The 23092-nt window shown below is 61.0% G+C and carries 27 protein-coding genes; 7 read left to right on the top strand and 20 right to left on the bottom strand.

The window, feature by feature from the left end; translation table 11 throughout:
- Positions 1 to 80: 80 nt before the first annotated feature.
- The gene (locus ACSMXM_RS03265; protein ID WP_460313912.1) at positions 81 to 1319 is read left to right on the top strand and encodes a polyhydroxyalkanoate depolymerase; all 1239 of its coding nucleotides are present in this window, start codon (positions 81 to 83) and stop codon (positions 1317 to 1319) included.
- Between the two features lie 326 nt (positions 1320 to 1645).
- Here the strand turns inward: ACSMXM_RS03265 and ACSMXM_RS03260 are convergent, their stop codons facing one another.
- The 4 genes from ACSMXM_RS03260 to ACSMXM_RS03245 all read right to left on the bottom strand — a co-directional run bounded on the left by ACSMXM_RS03260 (position 1646) and on the right by ACSMXM_RS03245 (position 4204).
- Positions 1646 to 2071 carry an ExbD/TolR family protein gene (locus ACSMXM_RS03260; RefSeq protein WP_460313910.1) on the bottom strand — a complete coding sequence of 142 codons (426 nt, stop codon included), beginning with the start codon at positions 2069 to 2071 and terminating at the stop codon, positions 1646 to 1648.
- An 11-nt stretch (positions 2072 to 2082) separates the two neighbouring features.
- The gene (locus ACSMXM_RS03255; RefSeq protein WP_460313908.1) at positions 2083 to 2559 is read right to left on the bottom strand and encodes an ExbD/TolR family protein; all 477 of its coding nucleotides are present in this window, start codon (positions 2557 to 2559) and stop codon (positions 2083 to 2085) included.
- Positions 2560 to 2633: 74 nt separating this feature from the next.
- Positions 2634 to 3428, bottom strand: coding sequence for a MotA/TolQ/ExbB proton channel family protein (locus ACSMXM_RS03250; protein ID WP_460316345.1), 795 nt, complete (start codon positions 3426 to 3428; stop codon positions 2634 to 2636).
- Between the two features lie 128 nt (positions 3429 to 3556).
- Positions 3557 to 4204, bottom strand: a complete 648-nt coding sequence (locus ACSMXM_RS03245) for an energy transducer TonB (protein ID WP_460313906.1) — start codon at positions 4202 to 4204, stop codon at positions 3557 to 3559.
- A gap of 286 nt (positions 4205 to 4490) precedes the next feature.
- On the opposite strand from ACSMXM_RS03245, the gene ACSMXM_RS03240 reads away from it, so the two are divergent.
- Positions 4491 to 5321, top strand: a complete 831-nt coding sequence (locus ACSMXM_RS03240) for a hypothetical protein (protein WP_460313904.1) — start codon at positions 4491 to 4493, stop codon at positions 5319 to 5321.
- Positions 5322 to 5345: 24 nt separating this feature from the next.
- Here ACSMXM_RS03240 and ACSMXM_RS03235 read toward each other — a convergent pair whose 3' ends face one another.
- A complete protein-coding gene (locus ACSMXM_RS03235) occupies positions 5346 to 6098 on the bottom strand; it encodes an SDR family oxidoreductase (RefSeq protein WP_460313902.1) in 753 nt (250 codons plus the stop codon).
- Positions 6095 to 6493, bottom strand: a complete 399-nt coding sequence (locus tag ACSMXM_RS03230; protein ID WP_460313900.1) for a dihydroneopterin aldolase — start codon at positions 6491 to 6493, stop codon at positions 6095 to 6097. The genes ACSMXM_RS03235 and ACSMXM_RS03230 overlap by 4 nt, the downstream gene beginning before the upstream one ends.
- A gap of 35 nt (positions 6494 to 6528) precedes the next feature.
- On the opposite strand from ACSMXM_RS03230, the gene uvrC reads away from it, so the two are divergent.
- The 4 genes from uvrC (at position 6529) to ACSMXM_RS03210 (ending at position 9806) form a co-directional block, all read left to right on the top strand.
- Positions 6529 to 8448, top strand: coding sequence for an excinuclease ABC subunit UvrC (gene uvrC, locus ACSMXM_RS03225; RefSeq protein WP_460313898.1), 1920 nt, complete (start codon positions 6529 to 6531; stop codon positions 8446 to 8448).
- 121 nt (positions 8449 to 8569) lie between these two features.
- On the top strand, positions 8570 to 9127 hold the full coding sequence (gene pgsA, locus ACSMXM_RS03220; RefSeq protein ID WP_460313897.1) for a CDP-diacylglycerol--glycerol-3-phosphate 3-phosphatidyltransferase: 558 nt from the start codon (positions 8570 to 8572) through the stop codon (positions 9125 to 9127).
- Positions 9124 to 9381 (top strand): MoaD/ThiS family protein, encoded by a 258-nt coding sequence (locus ACSMXM_RS03215; RefSeq protein ID WP_460313895.1) that lies wholly within the window; start codon positions 9124 to 9126, stop codon positions 9379 to 9381. The genes pgsA and ACSMXM_RS03215 overlap by 4 nt, the downstream gene beginning before the upstream one ends.
- Positions 9378 to 9806, top strand: a complete 429-nt coding sequence (locus ACSMXM_RS03210) for a molybdenum cofactor biosynthesis protein MoaE (RefSeq protein WP_460313893.1) — start codon at positions 9378 to 9380, stop codon at positions 9804 to 9806. The genes ACSMXM_RS03215 and ACSMXM_RS03210 overlap by 4 nt, the downstream gene beginning before the upstream one ends.
- Before the next feature lie 38 nt (positions 9807 to 9844).
- Here the strand turns inward: ACSMXM_RS03210 and ACSMXM_RS03205 are convergent, their stop codons facing one another.
- The 14 genes from ACSMXM_RS03205 to ACSMXM_RS03140 all read right to left on the bottom strand — a co-directional run bounded on the left by ACSMXM_RS03205 (position 9845) and on the right by ACSMXM_RS03140 (position 21892).
- A complete protein-coding gene (locus ACSMXM_RS03205) occupies positions 9845 to 11848 on the bottom strand; it encodes a prolyl oligopeptidase family serine peptidase (protein ID WP_460313891.1) in 2004 nt (667 codons plus the stop codon).
- A gap of 16 nt (positions 11849 to 11864) precedes the next feature.
- Positions 11865 to 12554 (bottom strand): ATP12 family chaperone protein, encoded by a 690-nt coding sequence (locus tag ACSMXM_RS03200; protein ID WP_460313890.1) that lies wholly within the window; start codon positions 12552 to 12554, stop codon positions 11865 to 11867.
- On the bottom strand, positions 12551 to 12772 hold the full coding sequence (locus ACSMXM_RS03195) for a hypothetical protein (protein ID WP_460313888.1): 222 nt from the start codon (positions 12770 to 12772) through the stop codon (positions 12551 to 12553). The genes ACSMXM_RS03200 and ACSMXM_RS03195 overlap by 4 nt, the downstream gene beginning before the upstream one ends.
- A gap of 5 nt (positions 12773 to 12777) precedes the next feature.
- Positions 12778 to 13440, bottom strand: coding sequence for an HAD-IA family hydrolase (locus ACSMXM_RS03190; protein ID WP_460313886.1), 663 nt, complete (start codon positions 13438 to 13440; stop codon positions 12778 to 12780).
- Entirely contained in the window at positions 13437 to 14549 is a 1113-nt protein-coding gene (locus ACSMXM_RS03185; RefSeq protein WP_460313884.1) for an RluA family pseudouridine synthase, read from the bottom strand. The genes ACSMXM_RS03190 and ACSMXM_RS03185 overlap by 4 nt, the downstream gene beginning before the upstream one ends.
- Positions 14546 to 14941 (bottom strand): fluoride efflux transporter CrcB, encoded by a 396-nt coding sequence (gene crcB, locus ACSMXM_RS03180; protein ID WP_460313882.1) that lies wholly within the window; start codon positions 14939 to 14941, stop codon positions 14546 to 14548. The genes ACSMXM_RS03185 and crcB overlap by 4 nt, the downstream gene beginning before the upstream one ends.
- A gap of 40 nt (positions 14942 to 14981) precedes the next feature.
- Complete coding sequence (locus ACSMXM_RS03175; RefSeq protein ID WP_460313881.1) at positions 14982 to 15875, bottom strand: hypothetical protein; 894 nt, start codon at positions 15873 to 15875, stop codon at positions 14982 to 14984.
- On the bottom strand, positions 15872 to 17257 hold the full coding sequence (locus ACSMXM_RS03170) for a serine hydrolase domain-containing protein (RefSeq protein ID WP_460313879.1): 1386 nt from the start codon (positions 17255 to 17257) through the stop codon (positions 15872 to 15874). The genes ACSMXM_RS03175 and ACSMXM_RS03170 overlap by 4 nt, the downstream gene beginning before the upstream one ends.
- 59 nt (positions 17258 to 17316) lie before the next feature.
- The gene (locus ACSMXM_RS03165; protein ID WP_460313877.1) at positions 17317 to 18630 is read right to left on the bottom strand and encodes a replication-associated recombination protein A; all 1314 of its coding nucleotides are present in this window, start codon (positions 18628 to 18630) and stop codon (positions 17317 to 17319) included.
- Between the two features lie 154 nt (positions 18631 to 18784).
- Complete coding sequence (locus tag ACSMXM_RS03160; RefSeq protein WP_460313875.1) at positions 18785 to 19048, bottom strand: hypothetical protein; 264 nt, start codon at positions 19046 to 19048, stop codon at positions 18785 to 18787.
- A 202-nt stretch (positions 19049 to 19250) separates the two neighbouring features.
- The gene (gene rplI, locus ACSMXM_RS03155; RefSeq protein ID WP_460316343.1) at positions 19251 to 19967 is read right to left on the bottom strand and encodes a 50S ribosomal protein L9; all 717 of its coding nucleotides are present in this window, start codon (positions 19965 to 19967) and stop codon (positions 19251 to 19253) included.
- A gap of 23 nt (positions 19968 to 19990) precedes the next feature.
- On the bottom strand, positions 19991 to 20215 hold the full coding sequence (gene rpsR / locus ACSMXM_RS03150; protein WP_460313873.1) for a 30S ribosomal protein S18: 225 nt from the start codon (positions 20213 to 20215) through the stop codon (positions 19991 to 19993).
- Between the two features lie 14 nt (positions 20216 to 20229).
- Entirely contained in the window at positions 20230 to 20592 is a 363-nt protein-coding gene (rpsF, locus tag ACSMXM_RS03145; protein WP_460313871.1) for a 30S ribosomal protein S6, read from the bottom strand.
- A 160-nt stretch (positions 20593 to 20752) separates the two neighbouring features.
- Positions 20753 to 21892, bottom strand: coding sequence for a tetratricopeptide repeat protein (locus ACSMXM_RS03140; protein ID WP_460313869.1), 1140 nt, complete (start codon positions 21890 to 21892; stop codon positions 20753 to 20755).
- A gap of 254 nt (positions 21893 to 22146) precedes the next feature.
- Here ACSMXM_RS03140 and fabD point away from each other — a divergent pair, with 254 nt between their 5' ends.
- Positions 22147 to 23085, top strand: a complete 939-nt coding sequence (fabD, locus tag ACSMXM_RS03135) for an ACP S-malonyltransferase (RefSeq protein WP_460316342.1) — start codon at positions 22147 to 22149, stop codon at positions 23083 to 23085.
- Positions 23086 to 23092 lie beyond the last annotated feature (7 nt).

Raw genomic sequence — 23092 nt, 5'->3', positions numbered from 1 at the left:
CGATAAGAGGCATGCAACCACATGCCTTCTTGAAATGTTAATGCTGCAGTGCAACATACAGCATCTAACCGGGAGTGCTTATGCTTTACCAAGCTTATGAGATGCAGAGAGCCATGCTGGCAGGAGTCGGCGCGGCCGCGCAGGCGGGCGCCAATCTGCTGTCCAACGCGACGAACCCGCTGGCCTATACCCCCGCCGGCCCCGTCGTCGCGTCAGCCCTCGACGTTTTCGCGCACGCGGTGGAGCCGCGTGGGAAGCCAGATTTCGGTCTGGAGACGGTCGAGCTCGAGGGCAAAGCCTATCATGTAACGGAAAAAATCGAAAAGCGGCTTGCCTTTGGCCAGTTAAAGCACTTCGTCAAAGAGGGCGGGAATGTGGATGCCGACGGTAAGGCCCAGCCGCGCCTGTTGATTGTCGCCCCCATGTCCGGCCATTATGCCACGCTGCTGCGCGGCACGGTCGAGCGCATGATCCCGAATCATGATGTCTGGATCACCGACTGGCGTGACGCGAAGATGGTGCCAATGAGCGACGGGACCTTCGATCTAGACGATTATATCGATTATGTTCAGGCATATCTGGAGCATATTGGGGGCGGCAGCCACGTACTTGCCGTCTGCCAACCGAGTGTGCCCGTCTATGCGGCCGTGGCCTTGATGTCCGCCGAAAAGAGCCCCGCCCTGCCCGCCACCCTGACGATGATGGGCGGGCCTATCGACACACGCGAAGCGCCGACCGCCGTGAACGGCATGGCGACCAACAAGCCGCACGCCTGGTTCGAACAGAACGCCATCGCTACCGTGCCGCCATTTTATCCCGGGGCAATGCGGCGGGTTTATCCCGGCTTTATGCAGTTGGCTGGGTTCATGTCGATGAACCTGGCCGGACACATGATGAGCCATTGGGAGATGTTCAAACATATGGTGGCGGGCGATGGCGAGAGCGCCGAATCGACCAAGAGCTTCTATGACGAATATCGCGCGGTGTGCGACATGACGGCCGAATTCTACCTGCAAACGGTCGACACCGTGTTCCAAAGCCACCTGTTACCGACGGGCCAGATGACGCGCCGGGGTGAACCGGTGGATCCTGGGCAAATCACCGACGTCGCCCTACTGGCCATCGAAGGAGAGCGCGACGACATCTCCGGCCTTGGCCAGACGAAGGCGGCCCTCTCGCTGGCGACAAACTTGTCGGACGAGAAGAAGCGCTATTTGCTGGCGAAGGGCGTCGGTCATTACGGCATATTCAACGGCAGCAAATGGAGGAGCCGCATCGCTCCGGTGCTGGAAGAGTTCATCAAACAGCATGACGGCTAGCAGATGACGACCTAGGCGGAATTGGCCTCATCACCGGCTGGATGGTATTCGCGTCACGCGCGCCGGTGTAATGCCCCAAGGGTCGGGCTGTCCGTGCGGATGCGGCCAGAGACGACTGCCGTCGCCGGAACTAACCTGGTGAAGGTATCCATAAGGTCAGCATCGTAATAAGGTTAATCCGCGATCATCGCGGTCGCCATGCCTGCAGGACAGCACCCGTTGCCCGCGCGCAACCCGGAAAGATGTTTCCCGAAGCGCGCGGAAACGTCAGCCATAACAAAAGGCGGCCCGTACAGGACCGCCTCTTCTTGCCGAAACATCGGAAATTATCTCAGACCGGCGTAGGCCTCATTGCCCACGAAGCCGATCTTCGAGACGCCATTACGCTGAGCGCTGGCCATGATCTCGCTGACCACTTCGTACCGCGCAAGCGCATCGGGACGCACGTGGATCTCAGGCTGTGGATCGAGACTTGCGGACTGCGTGAAATACGCCTCCAGTTGGGTCGGTGTCACCGGCGTATCGTTCCAGTAGATGTCGTTCAGGAAGTCGATGCTGATGCGATTGACGACCGGGTCGACTTCAGGCGGCTGAGCGTTGGGATCGTCAATCGGAAGATCCAGCTTCACCGCATGCGTTTGGATCGGAATTGTGATGATGAACATGATCAACAGGACCAGCATCACGTCGATCAGCGGCGTGGTGTTCATTTCCACCATGGGGCCACCGCCCCCGCCCATTGAAATGGCCATTGTCTAGCCTCCTAGTAAATTGCGCGCTGGACGTTGCCAGCAGGCGGTTCGGAGATGAATGCGATCTTGATGTATCCGGCGCGCTGAACGGTGAATATCACTCCGCCAACATTCTGATATTCGACGCCAGCGTCTCCGCGAATGTGAACCTCCGGCAATTCGGTAACCGTCTCGCCAGCCGCTTCCTTCTCGTCCAGATAATCCTGCAGCCTGGTCGACAGCTTCTCGCGAAGTTCGTCATAATCGTTGATGCGATCCGTACCGATGTAAACATCGCCCTGTGAGTTGACGGAGAGGCTGACATTCTCCGGCTTCGTCGTTGTCGCCACCGAACGAACATTCGGCAGTGTCAACGGTACGGTCTGAATAACGACCGGAACAGTAATCAGGAAGATGATCAGGAGAACCAGCATAACGTCGACGAGCGGCGTCGTGTTGATCTCGTTCATCGGGGCGTTGGGGTCGGATTCCCCGACTTTCATTGCCATGTTGCGGCTTTCCTTCAGTAACCCTTACAGGACAGGCACAAGGGCGGCGAAAGAACGCCGCCCTCACCACCTAACTACTTCTTGGGCGTGTTGGTCGCCGTCGTCGTCGTGGAACCAACGCTTGCCGAACCGGCCGGACGAACGCCCGCAGTGCCCGAAGCAGGCTTCGCTGCTGCTGCTGCACCAGCAGCACTGACGCGAGCACCGGAAACCAGGAAGCCGTGCACGTCGTCGGCAAAGTTGCCGATGTGCTTCAGCACGTCGCGGTTACGACCGAGGAGCCAGTTATAGGCAAGCACGGCGGGAACGGCGACGAACAGGCCGAGCGCGGTCATGATGAGCGCCTCACCAACCGGACCCGCGACCTTGTCGATCGACGCCTGACCAGCGACACCGATACCGATCAGAGCGCGGTAAATACCGACAACGGTGCCCAGCAGACCGACGAACGGTGCTGTCGAACCGACCGATGCGAGAAACGACAGGCCGCTGCCCAGCTTCGATGAGATCGCTGCCTGCGAACGGTCGAGCGACATCGTCACCCACTCATGCTCGTCGATCTTGTCGGTCAGGCGACCTTCATGATGCTCCGATGCACGGATGCCATCGTCGACGATCAGGCGATAAGGCGAGTTCTTCGGCAGCTTGGATGCGCCCTCGCGGAGGCTGGGAGCCGTCCAGAACTTCTTGTCGATGTCCTTCGCCTCCGACATGATCCGCTTCTGGTCCCACCATTTCGTGAACAGCAGATACCAGGTACCGAGGGACATAATCAGCAGCACGCCGAATAGGAACCACGCGATCGGTCCACCCTGCTTCAGAGCGGGAAGAAGACCATATGGATTTTCTGTTTCGATTGCCGTCGCCATGGCGGGAGACGCCAGGAGAAGGGTGCCGGCGGCGATCGATGCCTTGGCGGTAAGGTTAGAGATACGCATTTTCATTTCCTTATGTCCCCTAAGAGATACTTCTGTTCACACACGTCGGACCGCCGACGCTATTGAATTTCCCAACGAAACCTGTCGGTACGTGACGTCACGGCCTCTTCGCCAGCCCTGTTGAGGCCGGGATTGAAGCGGAAGTTCCGTTCTGCAAGCCGGCAGGACTGATCGTCCAGGCGCGAGTGCCCGCTGGAATCTACAACCCTGCAGCTGCCATTCACGACGCGCCCGTTGGTCCCGATCTGATATGTAATCGTCACGGTACCCTCCTCCTCGTTCCTCAGGGAAGCGGAAGGATAGTCATCCTGGCCAAAGCCAAAGTCAGACCCGCGGCGTGGTTCGGCCTGACGCGACAAGTCAGGAGCAGGCGGTGGCGCCGGAGGCGCTGGCGGCGCCGGAATCTGGACCCGCGGCGGCGGTGCCGGCGGTGGCGGCGTACGAACCGTCGTCACCGGCGCAGGCGGCGGCGGAAGGTTCTGCACCACGATATCCGGCGGCGGGACGTAAGGCGGAATTTCATCCAGCTGCTCTGGCGGAGGTGGCGGCTCTTCTTCTGGCTCCACCGGTTCTTCAACTTCGAAGGTTTCCAGCGGACCGGCTACAACCTTCACCGCCTTCAAGGCGAGACCGCTGATCACGGCATAGCCGAGAGCAACGTGGATCAAACCGACAAGTATCAGCGACACCAGCCGCTTGTTACTCATCCCAGGTTCGTCAACATATGAAGCCATGGTTGTCCCAATTACTCCCTGACATTTCTCGGGCTAACGCGGAACTGCGCCAACCGTTTCATGAACGCATGTGAAGAGAGAACCGTTGGCCCCAGACACACTAAGTGCGCCGCGACGGCCCGACTCCCTTCCCTTTCAAAAGTGCTAACAGCGCGTTCCCGCCCCCGCAAGCGCAGAATCCGGTACAGCGCCTGTTCACCCGCGCTCATGTCTATGGCATAAGCATGCAAGCGACTAGGATTTTACAAGGAATTACAGAATGATAAAAGCGCCCCAAAGCTTTGCGATAATGCTGTTTGCGTTCACCGCAATGGGAATGGCGCAAGCCGTTCCGGGCACGGAATCACCTGTTGCCGGCCGCGTCGACCTGATTGATATGGCGGTAGACGCCGAGACGATTCTATCTGCAACGGTAACAAAGACCCGTACAATTCCGCAGGACAAGTCACCCGGTCTGGCACCAGGATACCGCAGATTGCTGGTCGATGCGGAAGTGGACGCGCTGCTGACGGCGCGCGGCTCCGTGCCTGCCGAAATAAAATATCTGGTCGACCTGCCGGAAGACGCCCGCGGCCGCGCGGCCAATATCCGCGAGCAACGCGTATTGCTGTTCCTGGGGCGCGAATATGGACCTGGCGAGTTCGCGCTGGCGCATAAATATGGTCAGCAGCCATGGACCTCTAAACGCGAAACAGACGTGCGGCGCTTCGTGACCGAACTGGCGGATCCGAAGCTGAACGCACTGGCGCCCACGGAGGTGGTTTCAGCGTTTCATGTTCCAGGGTCGCTGCCAGGAGAATCGGAGAGCCAGGTCTTCCTGCAAACGGAATCCGGACAGCCCATGTCGCTGGTCATCCTTAACCGCCCCGGCGAAACGCCGCGCTACGCCGTTGCCACTGGCGACATCATCGATCCCAATGCCGGGGCGCCGGCCAAAGGGTCGGTCGTAGCGCTTGGCATGGCATGCGATCTGCCGGTCGCCCTGCCCGACGACGTACTGGAGGAAAAAAGCCCATCGGAGCGGGCGGCATTGGAGAAGGACTTTGCCTTTGTCAGAGAGCAATTGGGTGAGTGCGAGCGGCGGTTCTGATCGAGCCGCCGGCACGCTGGCCGATCAATCCAAGCGGTCGAAATCCGCAGAAAAGCTGACATGCCGCGCTCCGGCGTCGACGTGAATCGTCTCTCCTGTGACAGCCGGGGCGGCCAGCAGAAACGCCACGGCGTCGGCAACATCCTCCGGATCCGGCAGGCGGTTCAGCGGCATGGCCGCCTCGGCCTTCATCATCATGGCGGCATCGTAGCTTTCCGTCGGCAATGTCAGGCCGGGGGCCACGGCATTGACACGAATGCGCGGCGCCAGGCTGCGGGCGAGGATTTCCGTCAATCCGGCCAGCGCGTATTTTGACAATGTATATGCGAAATTGTCGCCATGTGGCTGCTGCAGCCGCTGATCCAGCAGGTTGACGATGACGCCGCCCTGATCATCTGGCAACCTGGCGGCGAATTCCTTGCACAGAAGAGCGGGCGCCGTTGCGTTGACAGCAAAATGCTCGCTGATTGCGGATGCGTCAGTGGTGGCCAAGGTGTCCGTACCAAACATGGAGGCGCTGTTAACGAGGGCCGTGACGGGAGAACCGAAACAGGCCTCTATCGCGGAAAAAAGATCGGCAGGCGCCTCTGGCTGCGAAAGGTCCGCGGCAAAACGTTCGTAACGCACGCCGCTGAACGCCAGCGCATGTGCCAGATCCTCGTCCACCTCTTCCTGCGTGTGATAGTGCAGCGCCAATGCCCAGCCTTCCTCGGCAAGGCGCGCCGCGATTGCGGCACCAATGCGCTGCGTGCCACCAGTGACGAGTGCAAGGTTCACCGGCGGCGTGTCCGCTCTATGCCGATGGTTTCGTTCTTTTCCGTTAGTGCGGTTTTGACGATCGTGACCGACGCGCACGTCACGCGGGAATCATCGAATAGCCGGTCGATGATGGCGTCCGCGACGGCCTCTACCAGAACATAGTGCTGCCCCTGGGGGCAGGTTTCCAGAATCGCCTCTTTCAGATCCATATAATTCTTTGAATCGGTCAGCTTTGCATCCGGTCCGAAATGATCCGGCGCTTCCAGATCAGCCAGCACCGAGACGCGCAGCAGCTGTGGCAGATGGGTTTCTTCGGAATAAATGCCAGTCAGGACCATCAGGTCGACATCGCGAACCTGCAATTGCAGGGAGGATTTGCTCGATAACGTCATGCCGGGCGAATAGCGGTACATTGGCGGCGACGTCCAGACACCTTACATCCAATGCCATGGCGACAGGCAAACAGCATGACCGTTTTTCCGAGGAAACATCCGCCTATACGGTAAGAGGCACGGAGCAACCCGATTTAGACACCGGCGTAGCCGCGATTCGCAATGTGTTGAAAACGCTGCCTGCCCGCCCAGGCGTGTATCGCATGCAGGACGCCGGGGGGACCGTGCTGTATGTTGGGAAAGCGCGGTCCTTGCGGGCACGCGTCACGAATTATACGCAGGTTGCCAGGCTGCCAAAGCGGTTGCAACGAATGGTCTCGCTGACACGGGAAATGACCATCGTCACCACCGCGACGGAGGCAGAGGCCCTGTTGCTGGAAGTCCAGCTGATCAAGCGGTTCAGGCCTGCGTTCAACGTGTTGCTGCGCGACGACAAAAGCTTTCCCTTCATCTTTCTGCGCGAAGATCATGATTTCCCGCAAATCCGCAAACATCGCGGGGCGCGGCGCGGCAAGGGTATTTATTTCGGACCGTTCGCGAGCGCCGGTTCCGTGAACAGAACTCTTAATGCCTTGCAGAAAGTGTTTCTGCTAAGATCATGTTCCGACAGCTATATGAACAACAGGTCGCGGCCCTGCCTGCTGTATCAAATCCGGCGCTGTTCGGCCCCGTGCGTGGGCAAGATCGAAGAGGCGGGCTATGCCGATCTGGTAGCTGATACGAAGGATTTTCTGGCGGGAAAGAGCCAGCAAGTGCAGCGAAAGCTGGGCGACGCCATGACCGCGGCCGCCGAGGATCAGGATTTCGAATTGGCCGCCATTTATCGGGACCGGCTGCGCGCGTTGACCTATATCCAGGGTCAGGCGGGCACGGCGGAGGGTGCGCGCGATGCCGACGTAATCGCCATGGCGGCAAAGGCCAATCAGGTCTGCATCCAGGCCTTCTTCATTCGCGGCGGACAGAATTGGGGGCACCGTGCCTTTTTTCCGCAAAACGTGACCGGCGAGGACATGGACGAAATTCTGTCCAGTTTTCTAATGCAATTCTATGAAGATATGCCGGCACCACCTGAAATTCTGGTGGACCGGGATCTAAGCGAGAAAGACTTGATTGCCGAGGCGCTGTGCGAGCGCGCAGATCGCAAAGTGATCGTGAAGCGGCCCCAGCGCGGCCCCCTGCGCCGCCTGATCGAGCAGGCTGAGCGTAATGCCACTGAAGCGCTGGACCGGCGACTGGCGGAATCAACGACGCAGGCGAAGCTGCTGCGGCAGGTTGCGGACCTGTTCGAGCTGGAACAGACGCCGCGGCGGATCGAAACCTATGACAATTCGCATATCCAGGGGACGAATGCCGGGGGCGCGATGATCGTCGCAGGTCCCGACGGGTTCCAGAAAAACGCCTATCGCAAGTTCAACATAAAGGACGCCGCCGTCGTGCCCGGTGATGATTTCGGCATGATGAAGCACGTCCTGCGGCGCCGACTGGCACGTCTGCCGAAGGAAGATCCCGACCGGTCAAAGGGAATGTGGCCCGACCTGATCCTGATCGATGGCGGCAAGGGGCAATTGTCCGCCGCGCGCGAAATTGCCGAGGAACTGGATGTTGCCGACATCCCCATGGTGGGCGTTGCCAAGGGGCCGGACCGCAATGCGGGCCGCGAGACATTCTATCTGGACGATGGGCGAGAGCGGACCCTGCCCGTCAACGATCCGGTGCTGTTCTACTTGCAGCGTCTACGCGACGAAGCGCACAGATTCGCCATTGGCGCTCATCGCGCGAAGCGGTCGAAAGACATATCGGCTAATCCCCTCGACGAAATTCCCGGTATTGGGCCATCCCGTAAGCGCGCGCTATTGATGCATTTCGGCACTGCCAAGGCCGTGCGCGGCGCGGCGCTGGAGGCGCTTCTGGATGCGCCTGGAATTTCAAAGGCGGTGGCCCGGCGCATATATGATCATTTTCATCCCGCAGGATAATGACGCCGCCATTCGACGGGAGACGGACGTGAGGGCAATGATGTCCGGCGGCAAACAATGGACATGCAGGGCGGCACCTTCATTGCCCTTTCCCCTGCCATTGGACTAGGAGGAAGCTGCAATGTCCAGCCTTCCCAACCTTCTTACACTTTCGCGCATCCTGGCGGTGCCCCTGATCATGATTTTGATGTGGAACGCAGGATGGGCCGGCTATCTCGCCGCCTTCGCGCTGTACTGCGTCGCCGGAGCGACGGATTATCTGGATGGTTATCTGGCACGGTCGCAGGGGACCGTGTCGAAGCTGGGACAGTTCCTGGACCCTATTGCCGACAAGATCATGGTGGCCGCCGCCATTGTTCTGCTGATCGAAAACGGCATCGTCAGTGGCTGGCTGACGATCGCCGCCCTGATCATCCTGCTGCGTGAAATCATCATCTCCGGCTTGCGGGAATTCCTGGGCGGCGTGCAGGTGTCGGTGCCTGTGTCCAAATTGGCAAAGTGGAAGACTGCGGTTCAGATGATCGCGCTGGGTGCCCTGATCCTGGAGGGATTCGCGATGCGCGTATGGCCTGCCCTCCCCGCCATGGAGGTGGGGGAAGTCGGCCTGTGGATCGCGGCGATCCTGACCCTGATCACCGGATATGATTATATGCGCATCGGGCTGAGGCATATGAAATGAACATCCGGCTGGTTTATTTCGCGCGTGTCCGCGAGACGATCGGCAAGGATGGCGAAACCCGCGAGTTTGACAGCAGCGTCACCTGTGTCGCCGAAGCGCTTACCGCGCTGAGGGCAGAGGGCGAAACATACCGGATCGCATTTCAGGAGCCCGAAAAGCTGCGTTTCGCCCTCGATCATCAATTCGTCGACGTAAGTGCGAAACTGCACGGGGGAGCGGAGCTGGGCATTTTTCCGCCTGTCACCGGCGGATGATCAATACCAGGGTTCAGGCGGAAACCTTCGATGTCGCCACCGAGTCCGCCCGGCTGACCAGCGGAAGCAGGGACATCGGCGCGCTGGTCAGCTTTACCGGGCTGGTGCGTGGCGATGCCGGCGATACGCTGACGCTGGAACATTATCCGGGAATGACGGAGCGTATGTTGCAGGAGATAGCGGCGGAGGCCGAAAGGCGCTGGGCGCTTTCCGGCGGGCTGGTCGTCCACCGTTATGGCACACTGTCCGTGGGCGACCCCATCGTGCTGGTGCTGATTGCCGCCCGTCATCGCGGTGAAGCGTTCGAGGCGGCAAATTTCCTGATGGACTGGCTGAAGGTAAAGGCGCCGTTCTGGAAGAAGGATGCAGACGGCTGGGTCGAGGCGCGGCGCAGCGACGATGTGGCAGCAGAACGCTGGTCGTAACCGTGCTGGGGGGCCGCCGTCCTGCCCCCCCAGAACCGCTATTTCTTCAAATATTCATCCAGCCAGCGAAACACCTCGGAATGCCATTGCAGGCTGTTTGCCGGTGACAGGATCCAGTGATTTTCGTCATCGAACACCAGCAAGCGGCTGTCGATGCCCTGACGCTGGAGTGCGGTAAAGGCCATTAGGCTTTGCGTGTAGGGAACGCGATAATCCCGCAGCCCCTGAATAACGAGCATCGGCGTCTTCCAATCCGTCACACGCGTGGCCGGATTCCAACGTTCAAAGGCCTCGACACGCTCGAAATAGGGTCCGCCGAAGTCCCATTCGGGGAACCATAATTCCTCGGTCGAATAGTAGAAGCTGCGCATGTCGAACAGGCCGGCATGATTGACCAGACAGGCAAATTCGTCCGGCCAGGCCCCCTCGATCCAGTTCATCATGTAGCCGCCGTAGGAGGCGCCGGCCGCGCAGGCCTGCTCATCATCGATGAAATCGAACTGGTCGCGCGCCGCCGCCAGCCCAAGCTGCAGGTCCTGAAGCGGCTTCCCGCCCCAGTCATTGTTGATCGAGTCCGTGAAATCCTGCCCGTAGCCGCTGGAGCCGTGGAAATCGACCGTGATGATGGCATATCCCGCGCCAGCCCAGGCCTGAGGATTCCAGCGCGAGGACCATGCATTCGTCCAATGTCCCTGCGGACCGCCATGGGACCATAGGACGGTGGGCGCCGTCGCCCCCTCCGCCAGGTCAGGGGGACGGACGACATAGCCGAAAACCTCGTCCCCCTCCGCGCCCGCGAAAGAGAAACGGCTGATTTCCCCCATATCGATGTCGGCCAGCAGGTCCGCATTAATGGAGGTAAGGCGGCGTTCGCCCTGATCCGTACGCCAATACAGGTCACCCGGTTCGGTCAGCGAGTTGCGGTTGACCAATGCCCCCTGCTCCGTCACTGACAGGACGGAATAGCTCCCCCCCGGGACGGGCAGCCGTTCGGACGTGCCATCGGGCGTGATGCGAAACAGCGCATCGTTCCAGCCGTCTGCGGTCGTGATCAACATCGAACGGGAATCCGGCGCCCATTCGATATGGCCGACGCCGTTGGGCAGAAGGTCGGGGAAAGCATCCACCTCGCCGGTGGCAAGATCGCGCACCTTCAACACCAGCTGGTCGGCTTCATAGGTCGCGCGCGCCATCGACGCATAGGCCATGTAGCGGCCATCGGGGGACAGGCTGGGCGCGGTGTCGGTACCCGCATTGTCGGCAGTCAGATTGACGGGCGCCGCACTGCCATCGGTCGGAACGTTCCAGATATCGAGGTTCGTCGACCACGGCTCCGACGTGCCCTTTTCCCGCAGAACGAAGTAAACGCTGGCGCCATCTGCGGAAATCGCGACGTCGTCCGGGCCGCCGAACGGCTTGGTCGGGACATCCCCATCCATCTGCGCGGTCAGCGCAACGGGGGTGCCCTCGCCGCTCGTGGACACGGAGAATAATTGCGAGCGGGCGCCCCGATCCCAGCTGTCCCAATGGCGTACGAACAACTTGTCGTAGACGCGCCCTTCTCCCGGACTATCGGCGGAATCTGGCGTTACATCCGTCCAGTAGACCAGCGTTTCCCCGTCGGGCGCCAGATGAAACCCGCCTACCCCGCCTTCGACCGAGAGGACCATATTTGGCTCTCCACCATCGATCGGCGCGGTCCAGATTTGTGAACTGCCGCTGCGGCCAGATAGCCAGTAAATCTGTCTGCCATCCGGAGAGAACACAGGGCTGCCGTCATTTTCGGCATGACCGTTCCAGCGTGCAGGCGCGGCATCGCCACCCGTCAGATCGAGTGTGAAGAGATCGGAACGGCCGCGATTGGCATCCAGATCCGTGGTATGCAGGGTGAATATTGCAAGCGAACCATCCGGCGACACGGCCGCGTCTGAAATACGCTGCAGGGCGACGAGGTCTTCGGGGGACAGGGGCCGGGCGGCGGCCCCGGGCGCGGCAAGCAAGGTCAATGTAGCGGCGGCGGCGATCGAAATTTTCTTCTTCATGGCCGATGCCTAGCGGCTAGCGCAGCGTCAGGAAAGTCGCCGCATGTTCAAATGCCTGTCGCCGGTGCGCACGCATCACCGCTGCCTCCTGATCCTCGCCCCATTGTTCGACCTGCCACAGCTCGTCCAGATGCCCGGCATTCCATGCGGTCTCCACATCGATTTCTCCCTCAAGAAGGGCGAGGGTCACGATCAGAGAGCCGGAAATCGTCGTCAGGGGCTGCGCGGCGGCAAGCGCGAAATCGTCGAACCCGTCCAGCGCGGCGGCAAGCCGCTGCAGGGTCATGTCCGGCTGCGCCTCGTGCATGATCCCGTCCACAAGGGTAAGAGCGATGTCGTAACGCCGCCCCGCCCATTCGACGAGCGGATTCCAGACGGCGCATTGCCGTTCCACGAGCGGTTCGGGATTCGTGGCCCGATAGCAGAGGAGGTCGCTCTCGCCATAAGCGGCAATTCCGGCGACAAAGGTGCGGCGGTCGGCCGCCACGTGATCGATGGCGGCATTGGCGAGCCCCGTCACGGGCATCGATACGGGATCGATCACGTCGCCCTGCCCCGCCCATTCCGCGACAACCGCATCGGCCATGGCCTGCGTCGGCAGGATCAGATCGTTGCGCTTCGGAGTCTTCAGCGGACGACCATCGAGATTGACTGCATATCCACCTTCACCGGCAATGGCGGCGGCCTGTTTATAAAACCGCCTCATCGTCCATCCCGCTGGCGCCAGTGACGGCGCAGCATAGCGGGAACCAGGAACATGCAGGCGACACCTAGAACGGCGACCAGCTTTCCCGTCATTTCATCTTGATAGCCAAACGCATCCTTCAGCCAGATCTGCATGCCCAGGATCACCAGAACCATGCCGAAGATGCGGACGGCGCTCATGCGGAGAAAGCGGGACTTGGCGGTGGGTTCGTCAGGCATATGGATCATTGCGACAGGATATAGTCTGCCAGTGCGGAATAATCATCGGCCACCATCTCCGCCCCCTCACCCAGCAATTCTTCCGGTGCGTGATAGCCCCAGGAAACCCCCAGCGCGCGGACGCCGGCATTCACGCCCATGGCCACATCGAAAATCGTGTCGCCGATCATGACGGTGTTCAGAATGTCCGCGCCCGTGTCGGACAGCGCCTGATGGATCATCGAAGGGTGCGGCTTTGACGGGTGCCGGTCCGCTGTCTGCAGGCTGACGAACCGGTGCCGCATGCCGTGATAGTCGAGCGCGTGTTCCAACCCCTTGTCGGATTTGCCGGTCGCGACGGCAAAGAGCCAGCCCGCTGCCTGCAATCTATCAAGCGCTTCGATGAGCCCCGGATAAAGTGGCTCGTGCGCCAGCCGAGACTCGGCCCGCATGCGGCGGAAACAGATCTTGTAATGGTCTGCCAGCCGGTCATGGTCGGACGCATCCGCATCCGGCAACAGAGTGGCCATCGCCTGCGGCAGGGAAAGACCCACCACCCGCCGCGTGTCGTTGGCAGCGGGGGGCGGCAAGCCATTTTCCGAAAAGCAGGCATCCATCGCCGCGACGATGTTGGCCTGGCTGTCCAGCAGAGTACCGTCGCAGTCGAATATGGCGAGCCGGACGCTCACCGTTTCCTGCCCCTCGGCACCTTTCCCCCGCCCCGGCGTGCGCGGGTAGCGTCGCGGTGCTCGCGGCGGATATCACGCGATTTATGCTTCCTAAGGCGCGCCTTTGCGCCGGGATCGTCAATGTCCTCTTCCAGCGGCAGGTCGCCGATTTCAGGATCGAAGCCCAGATTTTCGAGGCTGGCGGCAAAATGTTCGGCGGGATCCGCCTTCACATCCAGCATGCCGCCGCCGGGCAATTCGATACGCAGGCGGCGGGCATGAAGATGCAGCTTTCGCGAAATGCCGCCGGTAAGAAAGGAATCCTTGCCGCCATATTTGCCGTCGCCGACAATGGGATGTCCGATCGCCTCCATATGCACGCGCAGCTGGTGCGTGCGACCGGTCAGCGGCTGCAGTTCCAGCCAGGCGGCGCGTCCTGCGGCGCGGTCGATGCGACGATAGCGGCTGACCGCGCGCTGCCCCTCCTCCTTGTCGATGAACATGCGTTCGCCGTTGAAACCGGGCTGCTTCGAAATGGGCAGTTCTATGCGGCCATTGGCGACCTCTGGAACGCCCATGACGATTGCCCAGTAAAGCTTGCGCGCCGTCCGCCCTGAAAACGCCTTCGCGAAATGTGCCGCCGCACGCGACGAGCGCGCGATCAGGAGCGCCCCCGATGTATCCTTGTCCAGCCGATGCACCAGCTTTGGCCGGTCGTCGCGATCGAACCTGAGCGCGTCCAGCAGACCGTCGACATGTTCGCGAATGCCCGTGCCGCCCTGCGTCGCGAGGCCGGCGGGCTTGTTGATGACGATGGCGTGCGCGCTCTTGTGTATCACCAGGCTGCGCGCGAATTCGATCTGGTCGTCCGTCAGGGAGGGGCGATCCCGCTTCTGCGCCAGCGGACTGACCTTCCCGGCCTCCAGCGGCGGCACGCGGATGATCTGGCCCGCGGCGATGCGGTCGCCCGGCTTTGCCCGCTTCCCATCGACGCGCAGCTGGCCTGTACGGGCCCAGCGAGAGACCGTACCAAAGCTCGCCTCTGGCATGTGGCGTTTGAACCACCGGTCCAGGCGGATATCGTCATCGTCGGGCGCGACGGTAAACTGCCGTACGTCGGTCGTGGTCATCGTGCGAGCAAGCGCGTCAGATAGGCACCGGCAAGTGTGCCCAGAACGCAGAGAACAACCGAACCCGCCGCATAGATGACCGCAGGACCGACGCGCCGATCCATCAGCATTTCGGAAATTTCGAACGAGAAAGCCGAGAACGTCGTAAAGCCGCCCAGCAGGCCGGTAATAAACAGCAGGCGCGTCCGGCTGGTGCCACCGTGTTCGATGGTCAACATGATGATGACCCCAATAAGAAAACTGCCGATCAAATTGACGGCTAATGTGCCCCACGGAAGCCGGGGCCGCATGATATATTCATTGACCAGGTGGGTGGTGATCAGGCGGCCCGCAGCGCCCAGACCGCCGCCGAGCGCAACCAGAGCGATATGAGACAGGGGAACGGGAAGCATGGTGCGTGCATAGCGGCGGTTTGGGGGCTGCGGAAGGGTGCTAGCGGACGCCGAACGTCCATCCCTCTGTCATGGCGATTTCCGGGGTTAGCTGCGGCGGAAACCAATATCCGGCGCAGGGAGCAATGTGGCGCAAGCCGGCCGCGCCGATCAGCACATCGGTTTCGTGGTCGGTATAGTTAGCATTCGCCGCGGGATCGGTATCGAAACCGGCAAGAGCCGTGTTCAGGTCTGCTGTCGTCCGCAGTTTCAGCCCCCGGCCTCCTCCTGCGGCCAAGCGGATGAAACTGCGTGCATACATTTCCACCAGAACGCTGCCGTTGCCGGTGGGCGGTGACGTCGCCGCAGGAAAATCGAACGGCCAGATGGCGACCGCGCCGTCCAGATGATGCAGCAGGCGCATGCCGGCAAAGCTGGCCTTTGCCACCTGCCCCGCGCCAATGGCGTCATAGACGGTCGATGCCTTGCCGCCGCCCTGTTCGTTGAACAGCTTCTCACAGCGGCGGAAGTGCATATCGTCCGCCTTCGTGCCGTCGATGGCGCCCAGATAGAAATGTTCCCGGAAGGAGCTTTCCAGGAAACTGGCGGCACCAAGATCCTGATCGTCGCAATGACTGTCCACAAACGCCCAGAATTGCCGCGCCACCGCAGGAGCATCGGTGCCGGGCAGATAATGGCCCCGTTCATGGCGCGGCGGTGCAAAGCTGAAATCCATCGCGATCAGCGTCGCCTCGTCACTGGCAGCGGTCCGCCGAATCCAGTCCAGAACGTCGGTACGAGACCATACACGGCCCGGCTGGATCAGTTGCGGGGCGGCACGGCCGGGGCGGCATTCGGCAAGGGCGATGCCCTTGTGCCGCCGTCCCCTGGCACCGGACCAGTCGATGGCGACGAAACGCTGAAAGGAAAAGGGGGCCGCGTCGTCGCCGCTCACATGCCCTCAAGCGCCGCAACCACATCGCGGGAGAAGGCCGTGACATCAAAGCCGCCATCCTCCCCGATCGGGTCGTAACCGCGCCGAATGACCAAGATATCACGATCCGGCACGATCACCAGATATTGACCGCGATTGCCGAAGGCGGCGAACGTCCCCTGCGGCAGGCCGGTCTGTGGCTGCGCCACCCAGAAGGTGCCGCCATAGCCCCATTCCCTGTCCGGCTGGGCCGGGCCCATGGTTGACACGCGCTTCACGAACCCGAGCGGTAGAAGGCGTTCGCCCTCCCACACCCCATCGTTGAGATAGAGCAGCCCCAGTCGCGCCAGATCACGGGCCGTGGTCCAGACCTGACTCGACATCACGAAATCGCCGCGCCAGTCCGTTTCAGGAAAGGTGTGCGTCATGCCGATTTTCCAGAACAGATCCGTAAAGGGCAGCGCGCGATAGGCATCGTCATCGCCCATGGCGTGGCGCAGGCCGTAGAGCGACAGCAAAATGTCATTATTCGAATAACGGAAGGTCGAACCCGGTTCGTGCAGCAGCGGCTGACCAGGTGCGGAATCGGCAACACTGGTGCCCCCAATGTAAATGGCGTCGGTCCGGTTGCCGGCAAAATCGCTGGTGAGGCCGGATGCCATCCGCATCAAATGATCCGTCGTGATCTGGCGGCGAGGGTCGAGCGGTGATTGCCATTCCGGCACCTGTGCCGGGGCGAGCAGGTCGATCTTCTGCTGCGCGGCCGCAATACCAAGCACCGTTCCGGCGATGGATTTTGCCACGGACCAGGTCCGCTGCGGCGTGTCCGCGTCCACCCCGTGGGCATAGCGTTCCGCAATGATCCGGCCGTCCTTCACGATCAGGATAGCCGAGGTTTTCGAACCGGCGCCATAGGTCCTGCCATCAAAGGCCGCCTCCACGCGGGTCGTCAGGTCCGGATCTTTGGAAAGCCGTTCCGCCCCCGCATCGCCCCAGGGCCAATCGGGCGCACGGACGAATTGCGGCGGGCCACCATCGACGGTCGGCAGGCTGGCCGCCAGGGAGGGATCAGCGCCGATGGGAAGCTGTGAGCAACCCAGATTGGGGCGCCAGGCGGCGACGCGAGGCGGCATGTTTTCTGAATAGCTGACGGACACGGTCCTTGCATCCTCGTCGACGACCGACGACAACTCGCCCACGTCCTTCCGATATTCATCGTAAATTCGGTTCAGCTCGTTCGCATCGATTTCGGCCGGGGTCTGGCCGGCATTGAATGTGGCGGAGCATGTGAACGCCGCCTCGTAACCCGCTGCAAGAGCGCGAATATAGTCCGCATCCTGGGCGACGGCTGGCGCCGTGCCCATAGTGATCAGAATGGTAAGGACGGCGGCGTGTTTGATCATCTTGCTCTCCCTCCCGCGCATCTCTGCCGATGATGCCGGCCAGCGTCCAGAGCGGACGATCAGTCGCGACGGCCCTTTCGACGCTCGGCCCACCAGGCCAAGCGTTCGGAAAGACGCTTTTCAAAGCCGCGTTCGGTCGGCGTATAGTAGGACTGGCCCTGCATCTCCTCGGGCCAGTAATTCGCGCCCGAAAAGCCCTGATCCGCATCATGATCATAGGCATAATCCTTGCCATAGCCGATGTCCTTCATCAGCTTTGTCGGCGCGTTGACGATGTTCATCGGCGGCATCAACGAGCCGGTTTCCCTGGCACTTCTCCACGCCTGCTTCTGCGCCTTATAGGCGGCATTGGATTTGGGGGCCGTCGCGCAATAGAGGCATGCCTGAACAATCGCCAGCTCCCCCTCTGGGCTGCCCAGGAAATCATAGGCGTCCTTTGCCGCAAGCGCCTGCACGAGCGCCTGCGGGTCGGCGAGGCCGATATCCTCCGAAGCGAAGCGGACGATCCGGCGCAGAACGTAGAGCGGCTCCTCCCCCGCTGTCAGCATGCGGGCGAGATAATAAAGCGCCGCGTCGGGATCGCTGCCGCGCATCGATTTATGCAGGGCGCTGATAAGGTTGTAGTGCCCCTCCCTATCCTTGTCGTAGACAGCGACGCGCCGATGCAGAAGCCCACGCAGGTCGATCGGCTCAAGCGGCTGGGCCACATCCATGTTCATCAGCGTTTCCACCTGATTAAGGAGGAAACGGCCATCACCATCAGCGCTGCCGATCAGGGCCATGCGCGCATCGGGGGTCAGGGGCAGTTCGGAAGAATAGAGCGCCTCCGCCCGCTGCAGCAATTTTGCAAGCGCCGCCTCGTCCAGCCGGTTGAGCAGCAACACCTGACAGCGGGAAAGAAGCGCCGCATTCAGCTCAAAACTGGGATTTTCCGTCGTTGCACCGATCAGCGTGACGGTCCCGTCCTCTACATAGGGGAGAAAGCCGTCTTGCTGTGCCCGGTTGAACCGGTGAATCTCGTCCACGAACAATAGTGTTTTCTGCCCTGCCCTCGCGGCCGTGCGCGCTTCGGCAAAAGCCTTCTTCAGATCGGCAACGCCAGAAAATACCGCGCTGATGGAATGGAAACGAAGCCCGACAGCATCAGCCAGCAACCGCGCCACCGTCGTCTTCCCCGTCCCCGGCGGCCCCCAGAAGATGATGGACGACAGCTTGCCCGCAGCCACCATGCGGCCAATTGCGCCGTCGGGGCCAGTCAGATGATCCTGGCCAACGACCTCATCAAGAGCGCGCGGACGAAGCCGCTCTGCCAGCGGCGCAGCCGCGTCGGGCGCTTCGTTCGGGTTTTCGTCGCTGGCAAACAGGTCGGGCATGGCTGGCGCCTTGCATATCAACAAGCGGGGTGCGCGGAACCGGATTTTTAGGCAGGTCGCAAAGGTCACGCCTGAATAATCGGGTGCTATGGCCCGAGGTCCGTCGAGGCGCGTTGGAATCGCTTGCCTACGCTTTCAGAAGGGACGGCCCCCTCTAGAGCGTTTTTCTGAACGTAACAGCGCTATCCCCGTCTTCCTGTACCGCAGACGCGCCATCCGCCGTTTCACGGCCGGAATCTGCCGACCAGTCACTTGCCATTGCGTTTGTGGTAGGGGCATCGTCGACGGGGACACCGTTCTGGTCCACAATCACGATATCGCCAGGTTCCATCTTGGGATCGGAATTATCGGAGGTATCGCCGCAGGCGGCCAGTGCTAGAGCGGCGAGACTAACGAAAATCGGTAGTTTCTGTCTCATAAGATCAACTGATTTTAATATATGTTCATTTTCTAAACGGAGAAGCTATCTCTTCGTTCCGTCCGAAAGGCAGAGAATTTCAACATTTTTAGGTTACGGCAGACGAAGGTCTCGCCGACGGTCTTCCGGACCGCAAAGGAAAGGGCCGCACACGATGTGTATCGCGCGCAGCCCCCCCTTATTTTCAAACTGTTCGGAAAGCTTACGCTTTCTCGTCAGCCTCTTCGCCTGCATCTTCGGAAGGCTCGGCGCGCGGTGCGGCGTCATCTTCGTCAGCAGCAGCTTCTTCATCATCTTCCGAATCCGTCGCCGGGCCGGCACCTTCTTCGAAGACTTCACCACGCGCTTCGGCATCCGCCTGCGCTTCGGCGCGGGCAAGTGCCTCTGCGGCGGCGCGTTCGGACGCGGACATCATGTCATCGTCGTCGTCACCGGCAAAGATGTCGATGCCCTCGGCCTGCATTTCGGCCTCTTCCTTCGAACGGGCGACGTTCGCCTCGACCTGCACGATCACCTCGGGGTGAAGTGCGACATCGACCTGATGGATGCCGAGGTTCTTGATCGGCGAACCGATCATCACCTGGTTCTTGTCCACCTCATGACCGGCCTCGACCAGAGCAGTGGCGATGTCACGCGCGCTGACGGAACCATAAAGCTGACCCGAGTCGGAGGACTGACGGATCATGGTGACCTGCGTACCGGAAAGCTGCTCGCCTGCCTTTTCGGCGGCACTGCGCTTCTCGGCATTTTCCTTCTCGATCCGCTCACGATCAGCCTCGAACGTGGCGCGGTTCGCTTCATTGGCACGAAGCGCCTTGCCCTTCGGCAGCAGGAAATTGCGTGCAAAGCCGGGCTTTACCGAAACGACATCACCAATATTGCCGAGCTTTTCCACCCGCTCGAGGAGGATAATATCCATGTTTGCCATGTTTCTATCTCCCCTTAGCGGACGATGTACGGCAGCAGGCCGAGATGACGGGCGCGCTTGATCGCCTTGGCCAGCTCACGCTGCTTCTTGGCGGAAACAGCCGTAATCCGGCTGGGAACGATCTTGCCACGCTCGGACAGGAAACCGCCAAGCAGCTTCACGTCCTTGTAATCAATCTTCGGCGCGTCGGGACGGCTGAAAGGGCAGGACTTCTTGCGGCGGAAAAAGGGACGACCCATAATATTATACTCCCTTAGTCGCGCTCGCGGCGCTCACGGCGCTCGCGACGTTCGTCTGCCTTGCGCATCTGGACAGAGGGGCCCTCTTCCAGTTCTTCAACGGCAATGGTCAGGTGGCGAATGACATCATCGGAGATGGAGATGTTGCGCTCCATTTCCTTCACGGCGGCAGGCGGCGCATCGATGTTCAACATCACGAAGTGTGCCTTGCGGTTCTTCTTGATCTTGTAGGCGAGGGATTTGAGGCCCCAATATTCGGTCTTCTTGACCGCGCCTTCGTTCGATTCGATGATCTTGGTGAATTCCTCCGCCAGCGCATCTACCTGCGCTGTCGAGAGGTCCTGGCGCGCCAGGAAGGTGTGCTCGTAGAGCCCCATCTCGCTATCTCTCTTCTATCTTGCCGATCGCTGACGTGCGGCAATCGCAACGCCCCTCCGGCCTTCCAAAAACATACGAGGCGGAAACCATGGTTCCCACCTCGCATGCTTCGTCACATATACGAGGCTGCGAAAATCGCAAGCCCCCTCCCGGTCCTAATCAGCTGGCCGTCGTTTCCGCATAGAGCGACCACAAGGCGGCGACTTCCCGGAATGCGCTGTTGTCCTCCACGAGTGCAAAGGCTTTTCTCGCCATCGCCGGATCGCCAGCACGAAGGGCACTGATCCCCGCTCCGATGAGGGCCTGGTTCGAATAAGGCGACGACGCGATGTCCTTTTGCATCTTGTAGGACCGCCAATAGGCAACGGCAGCCGCACGATAGTCGCCCTCACCGAACAGAGCGTTCGCTGCACGGAAATACCCCTCCGGACCGCGCTTCAGCGTCGGGAACTCCGCGACCACCTGCGCGTGACGCTTGTCAGCGGCATTTAGGAGCGAGCGGACCTGCGGGTCCTCATCCGAAAGCTCGCCCCCTTCGATGCCCGCCTGTACGACGTTGCGCGCAACGCCAGGCTCCTGCGCCACGGTGGCGAACTTCGCAAATTCGACATAATCTTCTGGCCGCGTGATATTGTCGGTTTCCGCAAGCAGCTTGTAGAGCGCGAGCTTGCTGTCGCGCGTCAGCGATTCACCCTTCAGATTGTTGAGAAGCGCACGCCACCGCATCGGCTGCGGATCGGCCCGGATCAGGCGTTCGATCGTCTGCAGATACGCCTGCTTGTCATCCATCTTGAACTGAGCGCTTGCAAGGTTTTCCAGATATTCGACCTGCGGACCGTTCTGATCGATCAGGTCCTGATAGATTTTCGCGGCTTCGGCGCTATTGCCCGTTTTGATATAGGACTGGGCAACGATCTTCAGACCGTTGGTACCGCCCATCTGGCGCCCCAGTTCGATTGCCTTGTCATAATTTTCCGCCTGATAATAAAGCGGAGCCAGACGCGAGGCGGGTGCGCCAATGCTCGCCAGGTCGCTGGCAGCCGCGCTGTAATTTCTTGCGGCAGTATTCACATAGGCCGACATTTCCGTGACCTTGCGACGCTCGGCCGAAGTGTCCGCAGCGGACCGCGCGGCGCGAACCTTTGCCGCAGCCGCACTTAGCTGACCACGAGAGGCCAGGCTCTGCGCCTCCTGAAGCGGCACGCCGACATCGCGAGACAGAGCCTGTGCAAATGCGCCACCGGCGGGAATGGAAAGGGACAGCGCGGTAGCCAGCGCCAGAGTACGGATGGTCTTCATAGGTTTTAGGTCTCACTCCCAATATTCGTAATGTAAACTAATATACGAAGGCTGCGAACGGTTTCCCACTCTTTAACGCCACCTGCCCTCGAAATCCGGTTTGGCCTGCATGAAGCCGACGGCGCGGACACTAGCGGCAAAGGCGCCGCTTGCAAGGGCGCGAGCCATATTGGCGCCCCCGGCCTTGCAAGCATGTGGCGGCCCGGCCTATGCGCGCACGGCCAGTTCATCATGAGGAGTTCCCCGAAATGCCTATGCGCGCCTTCCTTTTCCCCGGCCAGGGCAGCCAGTCGCCAGGAATGGGCAAGGCCCTCGCAGAGGCGAGCGCCGCCGCCAAATCGGTTTTCGAAGAAGTCGACGATGCGCTTTCACAGAAGCTGTCGACGCTGATGTTCGAAGGGCCCGCAGACGAGCTGACGCTGACCGCCAACGCACAACCAGCGATCATGGCACATTCCCTCGCCGTCTTGCGGGTCATGGAAGCGGAAGCCGGCCTGGTGCTTTCCGAACGCGCGGCCTTCGTCGCCGGCCATTCATTGGGGGAATATAGCGCCTTGTGTGCAGCAGGCAGTCTGAACCTGGCCGACACAGCCCGGCTGCTGCGCGTTCGCGGGGATGCAATGCAGGCTGCGGTTCCAGTCGGCGAAGGCGCGATGGCGGCCCTTCTGGGCCTGTCATTCGAAGACGCGATGGCGGCGGCCAAGGAAGCGACGACGGCAGAGGAAATCTGCGTCGCCGCCAATGACAATGCCGACGGCCAGGTCGTCGTTTCCGGTCACAAAGCGGCGGTCGAACGCGCAATTGAGGCGGCGAAGGCAAAAGGGGCGAAGCGCGGGATGCTGCTGCCCGTTTCCGCCCCCTTTCATTCGCCCCTGATGCAGCCTGCCGCCGACAAGATGCAGGAGGCACTGGCCGCCGCCTCATTCGATGCGCCGACGGTTCCCGTCGTCACCAATGTGACGGCAGCGCCGGAAACGGATCCGGACCGCCTGAAGCAATTGCTGGTCGAACAGGTAACCGGCACCGTACGCTGGCGGGAAAGCATTCTGGCCATGGCGGCCGCGGGCGTCGAGGAATTCGTCGAACTGGGCGCCAAGGTCGTAGGGCCGATGGTGAAGCGTATCACCCCGGATGCCGAACCGATCAGCATCGTCACAATGGCAGACATCGAAAGCTGGGCGAAGCGGCTGTAGGCCCCGC

The sequence above is a fragment of the Pacificimonas sp. ICDLI1SI03 genome, assembly GCF_054740865.1.
The sequence above is the reverse complement of the archived record's forward strand: the minus strand, read 5'-3'. Positions and strand labels throughout refer to the sequence as shown.